The following is a 21,847-nucleotide window of genomic DNA, read 5'->3' as shown; positions in this document are numbered from 1 at the left end:
GTAATGTCATAACCTTTTACTTCTGTTTGATATCCGTCTACTGGTTGTTCTTTCACTTCATACTTGTATGCTACTCCATTTGCGTCGTATGCTTGGAGATTTTCGAACGTGTACTTCCAATTTGTTGTCGCTGTTACTTCTTTCGTATCTACTACTTTACCGTTTTGTAGTAGGTCTACTTTAATTGTGCTTGGACGATCTTTCGCATTGTTGTCATTCCAAGTTTTTGTTCCTGTAACGGATGTAGTTTTTACTTTATTCGAAATCGGCAACTTAATTCCGTTTACATCACCTGATTTAACTTCAAAATCTACTTTTGCCTGAGGATCAAAATCAATATAGTTTGGAGCTGAAACTTCTTGCACATAATATTTTCCTGGTTGTAAATTAGTGATTTCAATCATACCTTGTCCATCTGTTGTATATACATCTCCAACTTGTTCACCCGACTCTTTATACAACTTAAACGAAACGTTTGGTATTACTTTTTCTTCATTTCCTTCAATATGTTTAACAATTCTTAGCGTTCCTTTTGGAACCTTGTTACCTTCTGCACCACCGCCAGCTGTCATATTTTCGACTTGGTAACTACCCGAATCAGAAACTGGGTCTTTGTATAGAATTTGGTAATCAATTTTATAGTCATTCTTAAAATATTCCTGCTTCTTTCCGCTTTCCGCTATAGTAGTTGTATAACCAATCGTAAATGCGGTAGCATGTGCTTTATCCTTATAAATCACAACTTTAAATGAGTTATCACTATTAAACGTAATAGTTCCATAACGTTTAGTTACAAATTCTTGAAGTGATAAGGATGAACGGCCTGTGTAATTATCAATAGTTATATAGAAACTATCTTTATTAAGTGTTTGACCTTCTTGTAAGCTATCAGTCACAACAATATCACGACTTAAATATTCTTTGTTTAAGTTTATATTCAAGAACCAACGCACTTCATTGTCCTTACCTGAGAGCATATCACCAGTTTTATAAAAAAACGGTTTCTCTCCAGGATCTGTACCACCACCACCGTTTGGACCGGTAATTATTACAGTTTGCTTATCTAAATTTGTACCAAAATTGGTTTCAACCTCTTTCTTTTGATCCTTTCCTACATTAGTAGCTTGCACTTTAAAGTTTAGATACCCTTTAATATTTTGATAGTTATTCACTTTATCATTAAATGTACATACCACAGTACCTGCAGTAACTGTACAAGTACCATAATCATCTAAATTAAACGTTGTATCTAATCCTTTTAATTCTGGAGGCAATGTTAATGTTAGTGTGTCTCCAGGTTTCAGCCTAACTCCATTTTTTTCACTGAAGTTTATAGTTACTTTAGTCACTTCTCCGCTCTGTAGATCTGTTTTACCTATCTTAAAACTATCCACAAGTCCTGCTGTATTTAACTCTTGTGCATTTGCTATTATAGGCATCAAACTCTGACCTATAGTAAATATAAAAATCATTATAATTGAGAAAATCGAAGTGATTCTTTTTAAATACATGCCCTATGCTAACCTCCTTATTAATTACAATATAGAAAAATTTTGGAATAAACAGACTGTAGCAAAGCCTCTATTATTCAATGTCATTGCGCTATTTTACTTACATATTTTCAATAGCCATTATCATCTTTTTCTCTTTCTTCACTCCTCCCATTGCTTAGAAACTTGAAATTTAACTTTTATATAAATTCATCTGATTTTTTCCAATACATCTAAACGGTGAAATTTCTGATCTGTACGATTTAACAAGGACAAATAAGCGAATGAACGAACAATAGAACAAATTCAAAGTAAGGAAAAGGAAATTTTAAAAGCCTTCATGACAATCATTCGTCTTATTATGCAAGGGTATTATGTCGTAGAGATTGCAAAACTTCTTCACATTCATCACAAAATGATTGCTAGGTACGTAAAAAAATTTAGCGTGGGCAATATGATTAGCTATTTCACAACAAATATGCATCTAGTCAACTTCCATACTTATTCCCCTGAAGATGAACAAGCACTGTAGCGTATGACACAAGCCGAAAAAAATCGTAGCTTTAAAACGTGCTAGTATACTAAAGAATGTCATTGAAGATACGTTTTCTGTGACCATGAATCGAGGTGAAATCAGTCATTTGTTAAAACGTCTTATGTTTAGATACACAACCGACCTACACACTGAAACAAACTGACAAGAAAAACAAGAAGTATTTCAACCTCAGCGTTATAATAAGTATTATTTGTCTATGTGGATGAAAGTCATATTCTCCAAATCTGAATATAGTAGAACAAATTTTGGGGTAATAAAAAAAGAGTGTAATTGCCAACCGAGTGCATACGCATCGTACAGAAATACGAAAGTCGGTCTTTTCATTTTTGGAGTATATAAATGAGTGTCGAGAAAATGTGCTTCGCCTAATTGGTTCCATGTCTATGTCGAGGAATTAAACTAAACTTATATATACGTTTCATCTACTTGATAAGAATCGTTAGTTTTTCTAAAAAGACAATAAATCCAAATGTTAAAATATTGACATATCTATATAATTGATGATAATATCGAATCTGAGAGATTTATATCCTTTCATTACTCTTATCAAATCACAAAAAATTAAATTGTACCGCATGTACTGTATAAATTCATTTTGATTTTTCAACACATAAGTCGCTGCTATGCAGAACAAAGCATGACCTGGACCCTGCGTTTTCTCGCTTTGTTTTCACCCTTGCATGTGGCAGAAAAAGGCCTTGATTGCCTCTATGCATGGCCAGATGCTCTCGCCTACCTAAAAAAGAGGGTTTTTATGTCGTTTTTTAATTTGTATTTATATATTTTAGACATGTAACCCCTAGTTTCTTGACTAGGTTGGAAGTTTTCAAGATTACTTACTAATAGTTTAGACTCTTGGTTAGATGAAGTGTTATTTTAAATATTTGGCGTAGCTGTAACAACATCATTTGCAACAATTAGACAATTTTCTAATCATATCCCCTCCCGAAAAAAGAAATCATTCCCACAACCTATTATTCTAAAACAATTACAAAAAAGCAATAATCAAGCACTATTTCCCATTTTTCCTTATCAATATAACACATTTTTGACAAATATATTTAGAATAGAAAACTGAAATCGATTTCTTAAAGATGGCTTTTTTATCGTTTTTCTGCTTAAGCTTTCCAAAGTTCTTATTTCTTTAATATCTGATCAGCCTATAGACTGATCAGATATTTTTATATCAACTTGTAATCACTTCTAAGTAAAAGGGGTATTTCCCCTTTTATCCCGCATTAACGAGCAGTAAGACCTCGATTGGGCGGGATAACCATCAGTGGGAGATAAAAAAGCTCTCCACTGATGGAAGTTTCACTTTATTCATTACATCTTCTCTGGTGCAGATACTCCAACTAATGCTAATGCATTTTGAAGTGTAATACGTACTGCACGCATTAAATCGTAACGAGCTTTACTTAATTCTAAATTATCTTGGTTTAATACTTTCTCTGCATTATAGAAGCTATGAAGTGCTGCTGCTAAATCAAATGCATAGCTTGTAATGCGGTGCGGCAGACGTTTTTGTGCTGCTTCTGCAACTGCTGCTGGGAATTCGCCTAGTTTCTTTAATAAGTCTACTTCTTTCTCAGAAGCAACAAGCTTATAATTCACATCGCCGCCTGCAGCTAAGCCGAGTTCTTCACCTTGACGAAGAATACTGCATACGCGTGCATGTGCGTATTGTGCATAATATACAGGGTTTTCATTTGATTTTGATACCGCTAAGTCCATATCAAAGTCTAAATGAGAGTCACCGCTGCGCATTGCAAAGAAGTAACGCATTGCGTCCACGCCTACCTCTTCCATAAGCTCACGAAGTGTAACAGCTTTACCTGTACGTTTACTCATTTTTACTTTTTCACCATTTTGATATAATTGTACCATTTGGATGATTTCTACTTCTAATGTATCTTTATCATATCCAAGCGCTTGAATTGCTGCTTTCATACGAGGAATGTAACCGTGGTGGTCAGCACCCCAAATGTTAATTAATTTATCAAAACCACGCCCTAATTTATCACGGTGATACGCAATATCTGGCGTTAAGTATGTGTAAGAACCATCATTTTTAATTAATACACGGTCTTTATCGTCGCCGTAAGTTGTAGAGCGGAACCATGTTGCGCCCTCTTCTTCAAACACTTCCCCGCGCTCTTTTAATACTGCAAGAGCTTCATCGATTTTACCGTTTTTGTATAATGATGTTTCAGAATACCAAACGTCAAAGTTAACGCGGAAGCTTGCTAAGTCCTTTTGAAGCTTTTCTAATTCATATTTTAAACCGTACTGACGATAGAATTCATAGCTTTCTTCTGCATCTGCATGCACGTAATGATCGCCGAATTCTTCTGCAAGTCGCTTACCAATACCAATAATATCAGCACCATGGTAACCATCTTCTGGCATTTCTTTTTCTAAACCTAACGCTTGCATGTAACGTGCTTCAACAGAAAGCGCTAAGTTATGAATTTGGTTACCCGCATCGTTAATGTAATACTCACGAGATACATCGTAACCTGCTTTTGCTAATACGTTACATAACGTATCACCAACTGCTGCGCCGCGTGCATGTCCTAAGTGAAGGTCACCTGTTGGGTTTGCAGATACGAACTCAACTTGTACTTTTTCACCTTTACCTGCGTTTGTTTCACCATAAGCTTCACCAGCTGTGATAATTGTTGGAATTAAATCTGTTAAATAGCTGTTATCCATGTAAAAGTTAATAAAACCAGGGCCAGCAATTTCGATCTTTTCAATAGAAGCTTTTGCTTTATCAAAGTTTGCAATTAATTCTTCTGCAATCATACGAGGTGCTTTTTTGGCTACACGTGCCAGTTGCATCGCCATGTTTGTCGAGAAATCACCGTGTGTTTTATCTTTTGGTGTTTCTAATACAACGTTTGTAATTTGTTCTTCTGTCGCTAATTCTGCTTTTACTACAGCAGCTTTAACTTCCTCTTTAATGAGTTCTTTTACTTGTTCTAAAGAGTTCATTATTTTGCCTCCTTAAGATTAATGGTAATTGTATATCGGCCTGCTTCTTGTTCACTTAGAAGCAATGCATACGTTAGAAAGAGTTGTCCCTTTTTCTTTTCTTCCGACCATTTAAAAAGGACGTTATCCGTTTTCGTTTGCAACGCAAACGTTCCAAGTTCACTCGTATACGTTCCTGTTGTCCACTCACCTTTTTTATGAGTTTGGCGCATCGAAACAGCACCCGAACGCATAATAAGAACTTGATCATCTTGGATTTTAATAATTGTCTTCACTTCGCCTTGTTCGTTCGGCTCTTGAAACGTTACATATGTACTTTGACCTTTTACATAGTATAGACCATTTGCATCAAAAGCAATAGTTTCCTTTCGAACTCCCTCACGAACTTCCGTTACAAATTGAACTTGTACTGGTAAGCCTGCAAGTTGCTTCTCCACGTCCTGCACACCTTTCAAAATGTTATAGATATTACATAAAACTTATAATAAATCACTTTTCCTATCATATCAAAAAAGTGCAGTTTCTGTCTGCTGAAATATTAGGAAACCTAACAAAAGCTGTATTTCAAAAAACAATTTATAACCATTATCCTTGTAAAACATTAAACCCCAAGTTCATTATAAACTTGGAGTTTTTATTATTTCTTCAGCTTTTCTAGCACTTTCACTGGTACTTCATTCTCCCGCGCTTCTGCCCAACCTTTTGCTTGGCTACCTTTTGCATAGATTTTCAAATATTCTCCACGTCGCAGTTCACGATTTATCATTTTTTTCACAACTTGCTTATTCCCTTCTCTATCATAAGCAGTAAAGGCATACAAATACTGATCCCCTTTTTTCTCACCTTGATTTATGACAGCATAACATTCCTTTACTTCCTTACTTGAAAAAAAGTTATCTACAAAGGCTTGCACACCTTCTGTTTTTGATTGTAAATAAAAGGCTCCTGCCCCGCATAAAATAACAAATACCGTTACAACTTTTAACATCATACGCATAAAGCTTTTCACCTCTTACATAATACTTCCTTATATTATCTTCAGTATAAAATGTACAAAAGATAGTCTCTATCGATTTTTCTTACACTTTCCTTACATCATTGTAAGGAAAGTTAACTATATAAATCGAAATTTTAAAAACGACATAAAACCATTCTTTTTCGGTAGGCAAGAGCATCTAGCCATGCATAGAAGCAGTCAGGTCCTTTTTCTGCCACATGCGAAGTTTAAACAAAGGGAGAAAGCAAGTGCAGGATCCTTTTTTTCTGCATAGCAGCAATCTATATGTCGAAAAATCAAAATGGATTTATATAAAAACAACACAAAAAAAGGCTATTTCGAATTCATTCGAAATAGCCTTTTTAGAAAGCTTACTTTTCATCTAATTTTAGTAACTAGAATACTCGGTAGCTTCGCTTTTATTTTTATCTAGCTGCGCCTCCTAGGCCCTCGCGTCTAAGAACCTTAGCCCCCAGGCCTAAACAGTCGGCTTCACTTTATTTTTGCACCCATCCAAGTAACATTTCGCGCACAAATTTACTTGCTGCGACCGGTGTTTGATCACTGTGATCATATACAGGAGCTACTTCTACTAAGTCTGCTCCAACTACGTTTATATTTGAATTTGCAATTGCAACAATGGAATCTAATAGTTCTTTTGATGTGATACCGCCAGCTTCTAACGTTCCTGTGCCAGGAGCATGAGCTGGGTCTAATACGTCAATGTCAATTGTGACATAGACTGGGCGTCCTGCAAGTGTTGGCAATACTTTCTTTAATGGTTCTAATACATCAAATTTGTATAAGTTCATACCAACTTCTTTTGCCCATTCGAATTCTTCTTTCATACCAGAACGAATACCGAAAGAATATACGTTTTCTGGGCCAATTAAATCACACACTTTACGAATTGGTGTAGAGTGAGATAAAGGCTCACCTTCATAAGACTCACGTAAATCTGTATGAGCATCCATGTGGATGATTGCTAAATCTGGATATTTTTTGGCCATCGCCTTAAAAATTGGCCAAGACACTAAGTGCTCACCGCCAAGACCTAGCGGAAACTTACCAGCATCTAATAGTTTTGTTACATATTCTTCGATCATGTCTAAGCTACGCTGTGCATTACCGAAAGGAAGCGGAATATCACCAGCATCAAAATATTTAACTTCCTCTAGTTCACGATCTAAATATGGACTATATTCTTCTAGTCCAATTGATACTTCACGAATACGTGCTGGGCCGAAACGAGAACCTGGACGATAACTTACTGTCCAATCCATTGGCATCCCGTAAATAACTGCCTCAGCATCTTCAAAACTTGGATGACTTTTAATAAATACTTTACCTGAATAAGCTTCATCAAAACGCATATTCTTTTCCTCCTATCTGGAACTTAAGGTATCCCAACCTTTCATTTTGTCTCAAATTTGGAGCCATTTGCTCCTCTTTATCGATTTACCACGTTCTTCTTACTGTCTAGCTTCAGTGGCTAGAATGCTCGGTGGCTTCGCGCCTTCCTCTGAGGCAAAAAACGCCTCTCTCTCAGGAGCTCCATCCCCCTCTCATTCTGAGCAAGCCACTTCCGCTTTTCTTACTTAATTAAATCGCCAACGAACTTCGGTAATGCAAATGCTGCTTTGTGAAGCTCTTTTGTATAATATTTCGTTTCGATTTCGTGGAAACGCTCTTCACTTACTTCTAATGGATCATGCTTCTTAGATCCAATTGTGAATGTCCAAAGTCCGCTTGGGTATGTTGGAATGTTTGCTGTGTATAAACGTGTAATTGGGAAAATTTCTTTTACGTCTTTAAACACGTTTGAAATTAATTCTGGTGTGAACCAAGGATTGTCCGTTTGCGCTACGAAAATACCATCTTCTTTTAACGCTTTAGAGATTCCAGCATAGAATCCTTTTGTAAATAAGTTTACAGCTGGACCTACTGGCTCTGTAGAATCAACCATAATTACGTCATACTCATTTTCACTTTCAGCAATGTGCATAAAGCCATCGCCTACTTTTACATCTACGCGCGGGTTTTCTAATTCACCAGCAATTTCTGGTAAGTACTTTTTAGAGTACTCGATTACTTTTCCATCGATTTCAACAAGTGTCGCTTTTTTCACGCTTGGGTGTTTTAATACTTCACGAATAACACCGCCATCACCGCCGCCAACAACTAGAACGTTTTCAGGGTTTGGATGTGTAAATAATGGTACGTGCGCTACCATTTCGTGATATACGAACTCATCCTTTTGTGTTGTCATAACCATGCCATCTAAAATAAGCATGTTACCGAATTCTTCCGTTTCAACCATATCAAGCTTTTGAAATTCTGTTTGCTCCGTATGTAAAGTGCGGTTAATACGCGCTGTAATTCCAAAATGCTTTGTTTGTTTTTCCGTGAACCATAGTTCCATTGTGCGATCACGCCTTTCATTGCAATTTATAATGTGGACACCATTAATGTCCCCTAACAAAAATAAAACAAAACATATAAAATGTATAGTTAAAAATTATAAAAATACCGTAAATATATTTGAAACAAGTTGTTTTTGTTCGTATATTTAGTTAATTATGTATAAAACAGTAAGAAAACCCTTTCCTAGGAAAGGGTTTTGCTTTCATTTTCACGAACTGGTATGCAAATCATCACACATCCAACTAGCGCCACAATTCCTCCTACTAAAAACGGACTTTGCGGTGAAATCACGTGACCGAGAATTCCAGATAAAATTGGTGCAATTGCTCCGCCTAACCAACGAACAAAGTTATATACACCAGATGTAATGGATCTTTCATAAGGAGAAATATCCATTACGTAACTTGTAAATAATGCATTATTAAGACCAGACGCTAATCCTGATAAAATTATCAGTGCAATTTGTAACCACATTACTTGTACGAAGAATAATAAAATTAAAAAGCCAGCAAATACAAGTAAGCTAAAACGTAGTAACATTTTTGGTTCGTATTTTCCTTCTAATTGGTGTGCAAGCACAGCAGAACCATACGCTAATGCAAGACCCCAGCCGCAAAAGACAAACCCAAGCTGAATAGCAGATAAATGTAAAATAAGCGGTGAATACGCTAAAACAACAAAGAAAGCATAGTAATATAACATCCCGGAAATGGCACCTTGTATGAAAGGTTTATATTTCACTAAGTTAAGTAATTCTTTCAATCCAGCTGATTGACGTTTCACTTTGCGCTCTGGTTCTTTTACAAAAAAGAAAACGAGAATAAATGCTAAACCAATTAAAACACTTGTCGCAAAAAACGGATAACGCCAAGAGTGTCCACCTAATAAACCACCTAACAACGGACCTCCCGCCATACCTAAACCAATCGCAGCCTCATACAATCCAACTGCTTCATGTACTTCTTTGCTCAGCGCAATTAATAATGTCATCGCTGTTGCAAAAAACATTGCATTCCCTAAACCCCAGCCAGCACGAAAAATGGATAACTGCGCAATTGTTTGTGATAACCCGCAAATACACGCAAATACTGTTACAATTGCAAGACCAATTGTCATCATACGCTTATCACCAAACCTTGCTGCAAGAAGGCCAGCAGGCAGCATCATAATAGCCATCGTTAAAATATAAGCTGTAAATAGCATTTCTACTTGCCAATGCGTTGCCCCAATCTTCTCTGCAATGATTGGCAAAATTGGATCGACTACTCCAATGCCCGAAAAGGCAAGAAACGTAGCGACTACTGTAATAAGTCTTCCAAGTCGTTGTTTACTCTCCATATGAATCATTCTCCTTTTTCTAAAAACTTCGTTGCTCTTTCCAAGCTATGTTCTAATTCTTCTTTCACACGCTTCATTTGTAACATTTTCTTATCTAGCGTCTCGATTTGATTGGCAAGCATGTTTGCGATTTCTTGAATAACTTCCCGGTCACGCGGATTATCGCTATTTTTTCTTTGCTCCATCCGTTCTTTAAGTGATAAGAAATACTGCATTTCTTGAAGCGTAATCCCTAATACTTCTTTCGCTTCTACAATTTTTTTAATTTGCTCCACATCTTCGTCCGTATATAAGCGAATATTTCCTTCGCTGCGCTCTGGTGGATGAATTAAACCAATTTCCTCATAATAACGAAGAGTCCGCTTTGTTAAACCCGTTTGTTTTGTAACTTCCTCAATTTTATACACGTCCATTCCCCCTTAATATTATTACATTTTACGTTAACGTTAACTTTTATGCAACTATTACACCTTTGTAAATTTTTCCTACAAAGGTTGTCTTTTGAATTACTCAGTTTCATAATTGAGTTAAAACAAATAAGAAGGAGAGCTCATTACATATGAAACAACCACTTATTTTTGCGCATCGCGGTGTGAGAAGTACACATCCCGAAAATACAATGATTGCTTTTCAAGAAGCAGAGCGCGTTGGTGCGCATGGCATTGAGCTTGATGTACATGTATCAAAAGATGGCGAACTTGTTGTGATTCACGATGAAACTGTGAACCGAACAACAAATGGAACAGGGCTTGTCTGTGAACAAACCGCCGAGCAATTACAAGCACTCGATGCCGGTAGGGATTCTTCCTTTCATGAGGCGAAAATTCCAACGCTCCGCGAAGTGCTTATTTGGCTTTCTACAACAACACTGCAATTAAATATTGAATTAAAAACAGATGTCATTCGTTATCCTGGCATAGAAGAGAAAGTCGTAGATCTTGTTCGTGAATTCCATCTTACTAATCGAATTGTATTTTCTTCGTTTAATCATGAATCGGTTGCTCTCCTTGCAGCTTTAGCACCAGAAATTCCCCGTGCGATTTTATACGATGAACCGCTTGCGGATCCAATTGCTGAAGCAAAGAAAAGACAGGCTAATGGCCTCCATCCAAACTTTGAATTACTTACAAAAGAGTTTGTACAAACAGCTCAAGAGCAAGGATTCATATTCCGCCCCTATACAATTAATGAATACGAAGATTTACAAAAGATAATAGATTACGGCGTCGATGTCATCATTACCGACTGGCCAACACGTGCCTTTGAGCTTCTTTCTTAATAAGAAGCTCTTTTTGATATAAATACATAATGAAAAAACGACGCAAGAGCATCCGGCCAGGCATAGGACCAATCAGGACCTTTTCCTGCCACTTACAAGGTTAAAATAAATAAAGAAAGTAGCGGACATGTTGCTTTGCATAGCAGCGGCTTATATTTTAAAAAATTAAAATGAATTTATCCTGCGATTCTGAACGAGCCGCTTCAGCTTTTCTAAAGAAGATAGGTGGAGGATGAAGAACCTCCCCACTAATAGAAGTTTCACTTTCTATAGTTTAAAAACAACCAAAAACCTCAATACTAGTAAAAGTATGCTATGAGGGGTGACAAAAGAAATGGAACTTACGGCAAATGAAAAACATGCGAAATATATGCGCTTTTTCCTTACTGCACTACTATCAGGTGTCCTTTTCTTTGTTTTCACTATTTTTATTTTGTTACTCGTTGCGAAAATTTTAGGACCACCACCTGTTGCGGTTCCACAAACAACTATCTTTTATGCAAATGACGACTCAGTTATGGGGCAAAGTCACGGGGCGCAGGAACGTTATAACGTATCACTCGATCATATTTCACCTTACGTAAGGGAGGCAACACTTTCTATTGAAGATCAGCGCTTTTATAAACATCATGGCTTTGATTTAAAGCGCATAGGCGGGGCAGTGATTGCCGACATTAAAGCGATGGGAAAAGTACAGGGCGCAAGTACAATTACGCAGCAATACGCACGTAATTTATATTTGGATCACGATAAAACATGGAAACGAAAGCTGTTAGAAGCAATGTACACCATTCGCCTAGAAGTGAATTACAATAAAAATGATATTTTACAAGGATATTTAAACACAATTTACTACGGGCACGGTGCCTACGGAATCGAGGCAGCGGCACGTCTCTATTTTAATAAAAATGCGAAAGATTTAAATTTAGCAGAAGCCAGTATGCTTGCAGGTATTCCAAAAGGACCAAGTTTGTATTCTCCCTATTTGCATAAAAGCCGGGCTCAAGAAAGACAAGCTCTTATTTTAAATGAAATGGTAGAACAAGGATATATCACCAAAAAAGAAGCTGCAGCGGCAAAACAAGAACAACTCAGCTTTGCTTCACTTGAAAAAGAAGAAGTAGCAGAAATAGCGCCTTACTTTCAAGATGCCGTGCAAGCTTCCCTCATCAATGCTGCTGGTCTTGATGAGCAAACGGTAGCACGCGGCGGCCTGCGTGTATACACAACACTAGATCCGAAACTTCAAACAATTGCTGAAAGTACAGTAAACAACACAATTCCAAGTACAACGGAGATAGAAACAGCTATTGTATCTATAAATCCTCAAACCGGCGAAGTAATGTCTCTTGTCGGCGGACGTGATTATAAAAAAAGCCAATTCAACCGGGCAACACAAGCATACCGGCAACCAGGTTCCACGTTTAAACCCTTTTTATATTACGCCGCTCTTGAACAAGGATTTACACCAGCAACTCGCTTAAAAAGTGAGTATACTGTGTTCACATTAGGCGATGGTGTTTCAAAATATAAGCCGACCAATTATAAAAACTACTACGCCGATAATTTCATTACAATGATGCAAGCAATTGCTGTTTCCGACAATGTATACGCTGTAAAAACACATCTTTTCTTAGGAGAAGAATCACTCGTAAAAACGGCGAAGCAATTTGGAATTACAAGTTCATTAAAAGATGTCCCATCACTTGCGCTCGGAACATCTCCTGTAAAGCCTCTTGAAATGGTAAACGCTTATAGCATGCTTGCTAACGGCGGCAAACAAGTGAAACCAACATTTATTCGGCGTGTTGTCGATCATGACGGCAACATTTTGTATGATTCTCATTTAGAAAATAAACAAATTCTTGATGAGAACAATGCCTTTGTAATGGAAGAAATGATGACGGGCATGTTTAATAAAAAGCTAAATAGCTACGCCTCCGTCACTGGACAAACCCTTATTCCAAAGTTATCCCGCACATACGCTGGAAAATCCGGTTCAACCGAGACAGATAGCTGGATGATTGGCTTTACACCAGATCTCGTAACAGGCGTTTGGGTCGGCTATGATAAACAAAAAACAATCTCTAACCCAGCTGAGCAAGTCTATGCAAAAAATATGTGGGCAGCGATTATGGAGCAAGGGTTAGAAGAAACTCCAAAACAAGACTTTAAAAAACCAGCCAATGTAGTCGCATTAAACATTAACCCTGAAAACGGGAAAATCGCCACGAAAGGGTGCCCTGTTTCTGTCAAAATGTATTTTGTAAAAGGGACTGAGCCAACGGAGTACTGTATGGATCATATTGATGAAAAAGATGAATTTGAGGCAGTGCTAAAAGAGAAAGAAAAAAATAAACCAAGCTGGTGGAAAAAGTATTTTCCTTGGTGATGAAAATGTATAAAGTGAAACCTTAATCGAAAAGGGAGCGTTATTTCTCACGTTCCCTTTTCTTTCTTACATGACGCTTCTATTCATCATTATCATTTACAATCGCTAATACTTGATGGTCTTCCCATCTTCCATTTATCTTTACATTTTTCCTTGCAATTCCCTCTTTATGAAACCCTGATTTCTCTAAAACTTTTATTGACCCTATATTATGCGGCATAACGCCCGCCTCAATCCGATGAAACTTTAGCTCATCGAATGCGTAAGACACGACTAGCTTAACAGCCTCTGTCATATATCCTTTCCCATTATGATGTTTATCTAAGGTATATCCAATAAAACACCTTTGCAAAGGGCCGCGTATTACTTCAAACAATGTAACAGATCCGATTAATTCTCCAGTTTCATTTAGATAAATGCCAAATGAATACTGCTCATCAAGTTCCTGCTTTTCATTCCCTTTCCTAATATGCTCCTTTTGACCCTCTAGCGTATAAAAATTATCCTCTCGTAATGCTGCATACAGTTGAAAAAAATCTCGGTTTTTCGATTCCAAATGCATCATAGCTTCTGCATCACATTCTTCTAAACTTTTTACAAAAATAGAATCTCCACTCATTCTCATATTTCCACCTCTACCGCTTAATTTTCTATTTAAATATATATTTTCTGACAAATATCAGCATTTCCTGCACTATTCAATTAAAAGGATGTTTTCAAACAAACAAAAAACCCCTTTCAATAAGAAAGGGGTGCCTATTATTCTCCTAACAATTCACTACGTAATTTCTCACTAGAAAGATTCCATAGCTCCTCATTATGCTCTTTTAAGAATGTTCCAAGCACTTTTTTAGAAGGTTCATCCATATGATCAACCATAATGTGACGCTTTAATGATTTATCCATTTTATTTACATGCTCAGGAAGTGATTTATAACCGCGGCGAATTTCACGGTCTACTGTCATCTCACATGCAGTTACACCTGCATAATACGCACCTTTTTCCGTGCGCTCAATTGTTACCCAAACGAGCCAGTACGGTTTTGCATTTGGTACTTCTTCTTTATTGATTAAAAATTTAATTCCTTTTTCAACAGCACTGCGTGCATGCATTGCTCCGATATCTACAACTGCTGTTCCTTCTGTTACATCAATAATAACAGGAGAAATATTTTCAAGACTTAATGCGCCGACTCCAAAGCCGCCGTGTCCATCTGTAGAATCATTTTTAATAATATTAAAACCGATTTGTTTCTTTTTCTCTGCCATAGAAAAGCCTCCTCTTCTAATACAATCCGAATAATGGTCCAATTATATTATGCAATATACCTAAAATGTGCGGAATGACAACTTGAAATATTGGTTGAATCGTATATCGATCTAACGGTGTAATGACAAGAATTAATAAAAGGATCGAACCGTATTTTTCATATTGCGTCATTTTCGCGCGTATGCTGGTCGGCGCTAAATCTTCCACAACACGGTAACCATCTAGCGGCGGGATTGGTAACAAGTTAAAAACAAACAGAACTATATTAATCCCAATAAAAATTTGAAAGAACTGAAATAGTGTCTCTCCTACTGCTACCGGAACCGCCTCAATAATTCCAAATTTCAGCAAGCTATACCAGGCAGTAAGTCCGAAAGCACCTAGTAATAAGTTACTAATTGGCCCCGCAATCGAAACGCAAATTCCCGCAAGACGCGGACGCTTAAAGTTATATGGATTTACCGGTACAGGGCGTGCCCACCCAAAACCGATAAACAAGAATGCAATTGCGCCAATCGGATCGATATGAGAAAGGGGCGATATTGTTAAACGCCCTTGATTTTTCGCTGTTAAATCTCCAAATTTATAAGCAACATATGCATGTGCAAACTCATGTACAGAGAGTGCTATTGCAACTGCAAGAGCTAACAACGGTAACTCATGCAATGGGTATCTAAAGAAATTATCCATACTTCATCTCCCTCTTAATTATCTAAACAAAAAATCTTTCATTTTCTGATTGTTCTTTTCAAGAATCCGTTATAATAGTACTGTAATCTACATAAAAGGAGCGATACATATGCCATACGTAACAGTGAAAATGTTAGAAGGCCGCACAGAAGAGCAAAAGAAAGCCCTTGCTGAAAAGGTAACAGCTGCAGTAAGTGAAACTACTGGTGCTCCAGAAGAAAAAATCGTTGTATTCATTGAAGAAATGTCTAAAAATCATTACGCAATTGGTGGAAAACGCTTAAGCGACCAAGAGTAATCATTGATATAAGAGAAGCAGCACAGCTGCTTCTCTTACTCCTTTCCTTCTAATAAACGAATAATTTTTTCTTTTACTTTCCCTTTTCGTCCATCTTCATACAGTAAATCATGCGGATAAAATAGCTTCTGATCTGTTCTCTTTTTACCTGTAATTGCTTCCACAATGTCCGACTCACGAGATAATTCGCGCAGTTCTCCATTTGGCATAAGCAGTAAAATCGGCAGGCGCTCTTCCTCTTCACCTGCACGGTAAAAGTCATACGGCAGGTCTGACGTAGAATCTACTACTAAATAATATTCTGGATCAAGCCCAATCTTCTTAAATAAACTATTTAATTCTAACCAATTGTTTAACCCATGCTTTTCTGTAAAATCGACGCATTTGAACAAGTTACGGTTCATAAAACGGCGGCATAAATCACTTAAAATAGCATCCTCTTCTTCTTGCCATACTTGGAAGTAATAATACATGACATTCTCGTCTAACTTTAAATAATCCTCTACCGTTACTTCTCCTTCAAATAAAGAATAGAAATGAACGGGATGATATTTAAATGTATAGTATTGTTCATGCAACGCTTTCGCACGGTGCAAAATTTTTGTTAAAATCACTTCAGCACTGCGCGTGACTGGGTGAAAATATACTTGCCAATACATTTGATAACGGCTCATAATATAATGCTCAACAGCATGCATTCCGCTATATTTAATCACAACTTGATTATTAAATGGACGCATTACCCGTAATATCCGTTCCATATCAAAGTTTCCATATTTCACACCTGTAAAGTACGCATCTCGTAATAAATAGTCCATGCGATCTGCATCAATTTGACTAGAAATCATACTAATCGCTAATTTATTAGTAGAAGTTTTCGCAATGACATCCGCTACTTTTTGTGGAAACTCATGATCAACTCGGCTTAACACCTCATGAATTTCTGTATCACCGACAATAATTGCTTGTGTAAATTTTTCATGGTTTAATTTAAAGACTTTTTCAAATGAATGAGAAAAAGGACCATGCCCTACATCGTGCAGAAGTGCTGCACATAAACACAACAAACGATCTTCAGCATTCCAATCCGGTCTTCCATCAAACACATCATCAATCATGCGGCGAATAATTTCATAGACACCTAGTGAATGAGTAAAGCGACTATGCTCCGCACCGTGAAATGTAAAAAATGTCGTCCCTAACTGCTTAATACGGCGCAGACGTTGAAACTCTTTCGTTCCGATTAAATCCCAAATCACGCGATCGCGCACATGCACATATTTATGCACCGGGTCTTTAAACACTTTCGTTTCATTTAATTTATCGCTTACATATGCCATTAAAATTCACCGCCCTCCATTATAAGTTCTTACTCCTATTATAAACGAAAGGTGAAACAGAAAGAAATGAAAGACTGTATATTACTGCATGAAAAGAAAATCACCTTCAAAAAACAAAGGTGATTTTCTCTATCATTATTATTTTCCTAAAATAAACGTAGATAGTTCGTCTAATAACATCTCTTTACCAAGTGGGAAATATCCTTTATTTAAATCTTCGTTTTTAATCATATACACATGATTGTTTTTTACAGCGTTCATATTTTTCCAAATGGTTTCTTCTTGAAATTCTTTTAGACGCTGGGCACCGTCACCTGTTGTGAATACAAATAAGAAGTCTGGATTGTAATTAAGTAATGCTTCTTTTTGTAATTGTACTAACGGCTTGTCTGTTGGTGTACCATTAACTGCTGGTAATTTTAAATCCTTAAATAAAATACTACCGTAACCGTAGTCACCGTACACACGGAATGCATTCGGATATGCAGCCATTACCATGAATTTTGCATCACCAGTCTTTGCAACGATTTTGTCATGTAAATTACTCGCTTTTTCATCGTATTTCTTTAGCCATGCAGCCGTCTCTTTTTCTTTACCGAAGATTTCTCCTACTTCTTCAAACTTCGGACGCCATTGATCTAATGGAGTACTTAACATGACTGTTGGTGCAATTTTAGATAACTGATCATAAATTTTTTCTTGGCGGTTATTGACTAAAATTAAATCCGGTTTTGCAGCGGCTACTGCTTCAATGTTAATTTTATCTCCCCAAGCAGAACCAACTGGTTGTACGCCTTTTAATTTATCTGCAATATGTGGATCAATTTTTTCTTGCGTCGTATTTGCCGTAATAACCGGCTTCATACCTAAAATTAATAACTCTTCTGTTGATCCACTTAAGTCCGCAATTTTCTTCGGATTTGCAGGTATTTTCATTTCCCCTTTTGCATGTTTTACAACACGCTCTTCACTTTTTGCGTCTGCTTTCTTTTCTTCTTTCTTATCAGAAGAACATGCAGCAAATAATATGGAAGTAATCGCTAATACGAAAACTAGTAGGGTAGGTTTGACTTTTTTCATATTTCTCTCTCCTTATCCGTTGTAGTGAAAGTGCTGCAAGAGCTCTCTCGACAAAACAACCATATATAAAAATTTATAGAATTTTAAATTTTTTCCCGTTCTAGCAGGCAGTAAACCTTAAGCTTTATCATCAGTAATTTACTGCCCGCTAGAACAACATTAAGCCCGTCTACACACTTGTCATTAAATCGTAAGTAAGACAAATTGGTTTGCCACCAACAGGACACGGAACGATTTGTGCTTCAATTTCAAACACTTCGCGAAGCGTTTCAGATGTCATGACTTCATCTGGCGCTCCTTGTTTCATTAAATTTCCATCTTTTAACGCAATCATATAATCAGAAAAACGAGAAGCGTGATTTAGATCATGAATAACCATTACAATTGTTCTTCCTTCTTCTTCATTTAACTTTTTTAATAAGTTCAGTACTTCAAGTTGATGTGCCATATCAAGATATGTTGTTGGCTCATCTAGTACAAGCAAGTCCGTTCCTTGTGCTAATGCCATTGCGATCCAAACACGTTGACGTTGACCGCCTGAAAGCGCCTCAGCTGGACGATTAGCAAATTCCTTCATACCAGTCATATCAAGCGCCCAGCGAATGTAATGATAGTCTTCTTCTGATAACGTGCCAAACCCTTTTTGATGTGGGAAACGTCCATATGAAACAAGTTCAAATACAGTAAGACCTGTTGGCACTTCTGCTGTCTGTGGCAAAATTGCCATCTTTCTCGCAATTTCCTTTGTTGGCTGTTTCTCAATTGCTTTTCCGTCCAAATAAACAGTACCTCGTTTTGCTTTTAAAATACGCGATGCTGTTTTCAAAAGCGTAGATTTCCCGCATCCGTTTGGACCAATGATGGTCGTAATTTTCCCTTCAGGTATTTCAACAGACAACCCATCAATAATTAAATTTTCACTATATCCAACAGATATCAACTCAACTGATAAAGATGGCATACAAATCGTCTCCCTTATCTTGTTTTTATCCCGCTATTCGCGGGCAGTAATACTCCCACCTCAAAATTCGGCAAAAGCAAGGGAGTTAGGTGGGAGATAAACTGCCCGTAAAAGCCCGATTGGTTCAACTAATAATCAGTGGGGGATGAAGCCCCCCCGCTGATTAAAGTTTCACTTTATAAGTAAATAAATGAAATACGGCGCGCCAATTACTGAAATGACAAGACCGACCGGTATTTCTGATGTTGTAAGTAAGCTGCGCGAAAGAAGATCAGAAAACAATAGCAATAATGTTCCGAGTAACGCAGCGGTTGGTATCATAATTTGATATTTTCCGCCTACTAAGCGGCGGGCAAGATGCGGTGCCATTAATCCAATAAAACTGATTCCCCCTGCAACTGCAACAGACGCACCAGCTAAGCAAACAGCGATAAATAATAGCTTACGGCGTTCTTTCTCCACGTTCAGACCGAGACCCGTTGCCGCCGCATCTCCTAAATTCATTACATTCAAAACATGCGCTTTCATAAAAGCAATTGGTAAGAAAATAAGCATCCATGGCAGCGCACTTAATACGAATTTCCAATCTGTCACCCATAAGCTTCCCGATAACCAAATCGTAGCAAAACGGAAGTCATTCGCTGTCATTTTCATCGAGAATACTAAGCTCACAGCACTGAACCCAGCTGCCACTGCAATCCCAACCAGAACTAAACGAACCGGCGAAACACCATCTTTCCAAGCAAGTGCATAAATAATAACCGCCGCTAATATTGCACCAACTAAAGCAAAAAACGGCAAAATGAATACAGATAAAAACGAAGTCATCGTTACTTTTCCAAAGAAGAAATAAACAAAGATTACAACTGATAATCCCGATCCAGCGTTAATACCAATAATTCCTGGATCGGCAAGTGGATTTCGTGATAATCCTTGCATAATTGCACCGGATACTGCTAAAGCTGACCCTACTAAAAGAGCAACAATCATTCGCGGCATCCGAAAATCAAATAAAATTGTTGTTTGCTCTTCTGACCCAAATCCAACGAGCGTTTTCAACACTTCAACTGGTGAAATTTTGAACGTACCTGTATATAAGCTAATTAAAAATACGATGCAAATTAACATACCAATACTAGATAGAATTGATACGTTTTTTCTCGTTAACATTCCTTTCCTCACATTTTCCCTCTCCCTTCTTTACGTGCTAAGTAGAGGAAGAATGGTACGCCGACCATCGCTGTTACAGCTCCAATTGGCGTTTCAAACGGCGGATTCATAATACGTGAGATCATATCAGCACACTCAATAAGTAACCCGCCTAGAACGGCAGAACATGGGATTATCCAGCGATAATCTGATCCCACAAGAAAACGTGTTAAATGTGGAATAACAAGACCAACAAATCCAACAGATCCAGCTATAGAAACGGCACTACCTGTTAATACAAGTACAAGAATGGTTCCAATAAACTTAATGAGCTTTGTATTTTGTCCAAGACCAATGGCAATTCCTTCACCAAAACTTAAAATCGTAATATACCTCGCTAGCATAATCGCGATAATAAGACAAACAAGACCAACTGGAAGTAACATGTTTAAACTCGTCCATTTTACGCCAGCAACGCCTCCTGCGTGCCACATACTAACCTCTTGCGCTAGATTAAAATATAAGGCAATCCCAGATGAAATTGCGCCTAGTAAGGCACTAATTGCTGCTCCAGATAATGCTAATTTAATTGGTGTTAGTCCGCCCGGAGATGCTGCACCAATTCCGTATACAATACTTGCACCAAATGCTGCCCCGATAAAAGAAGCAATTACAAACATGAAATATGGCGAGTTGGGGAAGAATGCAAACATGATTGCAATGCCAAATACCGCTCCATCTGTAATTCCCATAAGTGATGGAGATGCAAGTGGATTTCGCGTCATCCCTTGCATAATTGCGCCAGATACTGCTAGAAATGCCCCTACAGCTGCTCCCCCAATTGCCCTTGGAAGACGCAATTCTTGAATTACACTATGATATGTCGTAGATGCATCAAACTGAAATACAGCTTGCCATACTGTTTTCAAACTAATATCAGCAGCACCAAATGAAATAGAAGCTGCCATACTTAAAGCTAATAAAGCAGTTCCAACGATTAAAATTATCAAGGCAATAAGCGGACGACTTTTTATCTCTTTTATGTCTACCGATTCTTTTTCGTAAACCTTTCTCATACTCACTTCCATCTATAACATCCTAACTTTCAATATGTATAACAAGAAAATGAAATTCATTCTCATTAATAAACAAAAAAGAAAATCAAGAATATAACTCGATTTTCGATAATGATTATCAATATCATTGTCTTTTATTCTACAAATGCAAACTAAAATTTGTCAACCAATAATTTTGTTATATAAAACTTTTTTACATTTCACAAAACAAAAAAAGATACGACATCGCATCTTTTTACTTGTTTAACTTCGATTCAATTTTTTTAATTAACTCATCTTCATTTGGAGCTGCAACTGGACGATTATTTACAAATGCAAATGATTTTTTACGACCAGGACCACAATATGATTGACAGCCGATTTTAATATCTGCACATTCATCTACTTTCTTTAAACGCGGTACTAACGTTTTAATATTCGTTGCCTGACAATCATCACACACACGAAATTCGTTTCCCATTGTATATAACACTTCCTCTATTTGAAACTTTTCTCAAGTACATATAACAA

20 protein-coding genes are annotated in these 21,847 nt (G+C 37.2%); 3 read left to right on the top strand and 17 right to left on the bottom strand.

The window, feature by feature from the left end; genetic code table 11:
* The 8 genes from BM350_RS20540 to BM350_RS20495 form a co-directional block, all read right to left on the bottom strand.
* The coding region (locus BM350_RS20540) for a Cna B-type domain-containing protein (RefSeq protein ID WP_139207675.1) at positions 1-1,511 on the bottom strand (1,511 nt) is incomplete at its 3' end.
* A gap of 1,861 nt (positions 1,512-3,372) precedes the next feature.
* Positions 3,373-5,043, bottom strand: a complete 1,671-nt coding sequence (gene argS / locus BM350_RS20530; RefSeq protein WP_090916146.1) for an arginine--tRNA ligase — start codon at positions 5,041-5,043, stop codon at positions 3,373-3,375.
* Positions 5,043-5,480 carry a YwiB family protein gene (locus tag BM350_RS20525; RefSeq protein ID WP_090916147.1) on the bottom strand — a complete coding sequence of 146 codons (438 nt, stop codon included), beginning with the start codon at positions 5,478-5,480 and terminating at the stop codon, positions 5,043-5,045. Before BM350_RS20525 ends, argS begins: the two co-directional genes overlap by 1 nt.
* 200 nt (positions 5,481-5,680) lie before the next feature.
* Positions 5,681-6,040 carry a YxeA family protein gene (locus BM350_RS20520; protein ID WP_090916148.1) on the bottom strand — a complete coding sequence of 120 codons (360 nt, stop codon included), beginning with the start codon at positions 6,038-6,040 and terminating at the stop codon, positions 5,681-5,683.
* 497 nt (positions 6,041-6,537) lie between these two features.
* On the bottom strand, positions 6,538-7,413 hold the full coding sequence (speB, locus tag BM350_RS20515; RefSeq protein ID WP_090916150.1) for an agmatinase: 876 nt from the start codon (positions 7,411-7,413) through the stop codon (positions 6,538-6,540).
* Between the two features lie 221 nt (positions 7,414-7,634).
* The gene (gene speE, locus BM350_RS20505) at positions 7,635-8,462 is read right to left on the bottom strand and encodes a polyamine aminopropyltransferase (protein ID WP_035434078.1); all 828 of its coding nucleotides are present in this window, start codon (positions 8,460-8,462) and stop codon (positions 7,635-7,637) included.
* A gap of 185 nt (positions 8,463-8,647) precedes the next feature.
* A complete protein-coding gene (locus BM350_RS20500) occupies positions 8,648-9,802 on the bottom strand; it encodes an MFS transporter (protein WP_090916151.1) in 1,155 nt (384 codons plus the stop codon).
* Between the two features lie 5 nt (positions 9,803-9,807).
* Positions 9,808-10,209, bottom strand: coding sequence for a MerR family transcriptional regulator (locus BM350_RS20495; protein ID WP_090916153.1), 402 nt, complete (start codon positions 10,207-10,209; stop codon positions 9,808-9,810).
* Positions 10,210-10,361: 152 nt separating this feature from the next.
* Here BM350_RS20495 and BM350_RS20490 point away from each other — a divergent pair, with 152 nt between their 5' ends.
* Together BM350_RS20490 and BM350_RS20485 are read left to right on the top strand one after the other, a co-directional pair.
* A complete protein-coding gene (locus BM350_RS20490; RefSeq protein ID WP_090916155.1) occupies positions 10,362-11,081 on the top strand; it encodes a glycerophosphodiester phosphodiesterase in 720 nt (239 codons plus the stop codon).
* 334 nt (positions 11,082-11,415) lie between these two features.
* The gene (locus BM350_RS20485; protein ID WP_090916156.1) at positions 11,416-13,473 is read left to right on the top strand and encodes a transglycosylase domain-containing protein; all 2,058 of its coding nucleotides are present in this window, start codon (positions 11,416-11,418) and stop codon (positions 13,471-13,473) included.
* A 79-nt stretch (positions 13,474-13,552) separates the two neighbouring features.
* Here BM350_RS20485 and BM350_RS20480 read toward each other — a convergent pair whose 3' ends face one another.
* The 3 genes from BM350_RS20480 to BM350_RS20470 form a co-directional block, all read right to left on the bottom strand.
* Positions 13,553-14,098 carry a GNAT family N-acetyltransferase gene (locus BM350_RS20480; protein ID WP_244548054.1) on the bottom strand — a complete coding sequence of 182 codons (546 nt, stop codon included), beginning with the start codon at positions 14,096-14,098 and terminating at the stop codon, positions 13,553-13,555.
* A gap of 134 nt (positions 14,099-14,232) precedes the next feature.
* Positions 14,233-14,742, bottom strand: a complete 510-nt coding sequence (locus BM350_RS20475) for a YwhD family protein (protein ID WP_090916160.1) — start codon at positions 14,740-14,742, stop codon at positions 14,233-14,235.
* Positions 14,743-14,758: 16 nt separating this feature from the next.
* On the bottom strand, positions 14,759-15,433 hold the full coding sequence (locus BM350_RS20470) for a site-2 protease family protein (RefSeq protein WP_090916162.1): 675 nt from the start codon (positions 15,431-15,433) through the stop codon (positions 14,759-14,761).
* Positions 15,434-15,542: 109 nt separating this feature from the next.
* Between BM350_RS20470 and BM350_RS20465 the strand changes: the two genes are divergently transcribed.
* Entirely contained in the window at positions 15,543-15,731 is a 189-nt protein-coding gene (locus tag BM350_RS20465) for a 2-hydroxymuconate tautomerase (protein ID WP_035434058.1), read from the top strand.
* A gap of 35 nt (positions 15,732-15,766) precedes the next feature.
* On the opposite strand, the gene BM350_RS20460 is transcribed toward BM350_RS20465, so the two are convergent.
* From BM350_RS20460 to BM350_RS20430, 6 genes are all read right to left on the bottom strand, one after another.
* A complete protein-coding gene (locus BM350_RS20460) occupies positions 15,767-17,071 on the bottom strand; it encodes an HD domain-containing protein (RefSeq protein WP_090916164.1) in 1,305 nt (434 codons plus the stop codon).
* A 138-nt stretch (positions 17,072-17,209) separates the two neighbouring features.
* Positions 17,210-18,151, bottom strand: a complete 942-nt coding sequence (locus tag BM350_RS20455) for an ABC transporter substrate-binding protein (protein WP_090916166.1) — start codon at positions 18,149-18,151, stop codon at positions 17,210-17,212.
* Positions 18,152-18,320: 169 nt separating this feature from the next.
* Positions 18,321-19,112 (bottom strand): ABC transporter ATP-binding protein, encoded by a 792-nt coding sequence (locus tag BM350_RS20450; protein ID WP_090916168.1) that lies wholly within the window; start codon positions 19,110-19,112, stop codon positions 18,321-18,323.
* Between the two features lie 171 nt (positions 19,113-19,283).
* On the bottom strand, positions 19,284-20,294 hold the full coding sequence (locus BM350_RS20440; protein WP_090916170.1) for a FecCD family ABC transporter permease: 1,011 nt from the start codon (positions 20,292-20,294) through the stop codon (positions 19,284-19,286).
* A complete protein-coding gene (locus BM350_RS20435; RefSeq protein WP_090916172.1) occupies positions 20,291-21,349 on the bottom strand; it encodes a FecCD family ABC transporter permease in 1,059 nt (352 codons plus the stop codon). The genes BM350_RS20440 and BM350_RS20435 overlap by 4 nt, the downstream gene beginning before the upstream one ends.
* 223 nt (positions 21,350-21,572) lie before the next feature.
* Entirely contained in the window at positions 21,573-21,797 is a 225-nt protein-coding gene (locus BM350_RS20430; protein WP_090916174.1) for a YuzB family protein, read from the bottom strand.
* Between the last annotated feature and the right edge of the window lie 50 nt (positions 21,798-21,847).

This window comes from Bacillus sp. 103mf (assembly GCF_900116295.1).
GTDB classification, from domain to species: Bacteria; Bacillota; Bacilli; order Bacillales; family Bacillaceae_G; genus Bacillus_A; species Bacillus_A bruguierae.
Note: the sequence above shows the minus strand (reverse complement) of the source record. Positions and strands in the feature narration are given on the sequence as shown.

Bases quoted from the DNA above. Each gene is read 5' to 3' on its own strand.
- BM350_RS20475 (WP_090916160.1), bottom strand. From the start codon at position 14,742: ATGGCAGAGAAAAAGAAACAAATCGGTTTTAATATTATTAAAAATGAT.
- BM350_RS20460 (WP_090916164.1), bottom strand. From the start codon at position 17,071: ATGGCATATGTAAGCGATAAATTAAATGAAACGAAAGTGTTTAAAGAC.
- speE (WP_035434078.1), bottom strand. From the start codon at position 8,462: ATGGAACTATGGTTCACGGAAAAACAAACAAAGCATTTTGGAATTACA.
- BM350_RS20520 (WP_090916148.1), bottom strand. From the start codon at position 6,040: ATGCGTATGATGTTAAAAGTTGTAACGGTATTTGTTATTTTATGCGGG.
- BM350_RS20430 (WP_090916174.1), bottom strand. From the start codon at position 21,797: ATGGGAAACGAATTTCGTGTGTGTGATGATTGTCAGGCAACGAATATT.
- BM350_RS20435 (WP_090916172.1), bottom strand. From the start codon at position 21,349: ATGGAAGTGAGTATGAGAAAGGTTTACGAAAAAGAATCGGTAGACATA.
- BM350_RS20455 (WP_090916166.1), bottom strand. From the start codon at position 18,151: ATGAAAAAAGTCAAACCTACCCTACTAGTTTTCGTATTAGCGATTACT.
- BM350_RS20500 (WP_090916151.1), bottom strand. From the start codon at position 9,802: ATGGAGAGTAAACAACGACTTGGAAGACTTATTACAGTAGTCGCTACG.
- argS (WP_090916146.1), bottom strand. From the start codon at position 5,043: ATGAACTCTTTAGAACAAGTAAAAGAACTCATTAAAGAGGAAGTTAAA.
- speB (WP_090916150.1), bottom strand. From the start codon at position 7,413: ATGCGTTTTGATGAAGCTTATTCAGGTAAAGTATTTATTAAAAGTCAT.
- BM350_RS20485 (WP_090916156.1), top strand. From the start codon at position 11,416: ATGGAACTTACGGCAAATGAAAAACATGCGAAATATATGCGCTTTTTC.
- BM350_RS20470 (WP_090916162.1), bottom strand. From the start codon at position 15,433: ATGGATAATTTCTTTAGATACCCATTGCATGAGTTACCGTTGTTAGCT.
- BM350_RS20490 (WP_090916155.1), top strand. From the start codon at position 10,362: ATGAAACAACCACTTATTTTTGCGCATCGCGGTGTGAGAAGTACACAT.
- BM350_RS20480 (WP_244548054.1), bottom strand. From the start codon at position 14,098: ATGAGAATGAGTGGAGATTCTATTTTTGTAAAAAGTTTAGAAGAATGT.
- BM350_RS20450 (WP_090916168.1), bottom strand. From the start codon at position 19,112: ATGCCATCTTTATCAGTTGAGTTGATATCTGTTGGATATAGTGAAAAT.
- BM350_RS20465 (WP_035434058.1), top strand. From the start codon at position 15,543: ATGCCATACGTAACAGTGAAAATGTTAGAAGGCCGCACAGAAGAGCAA.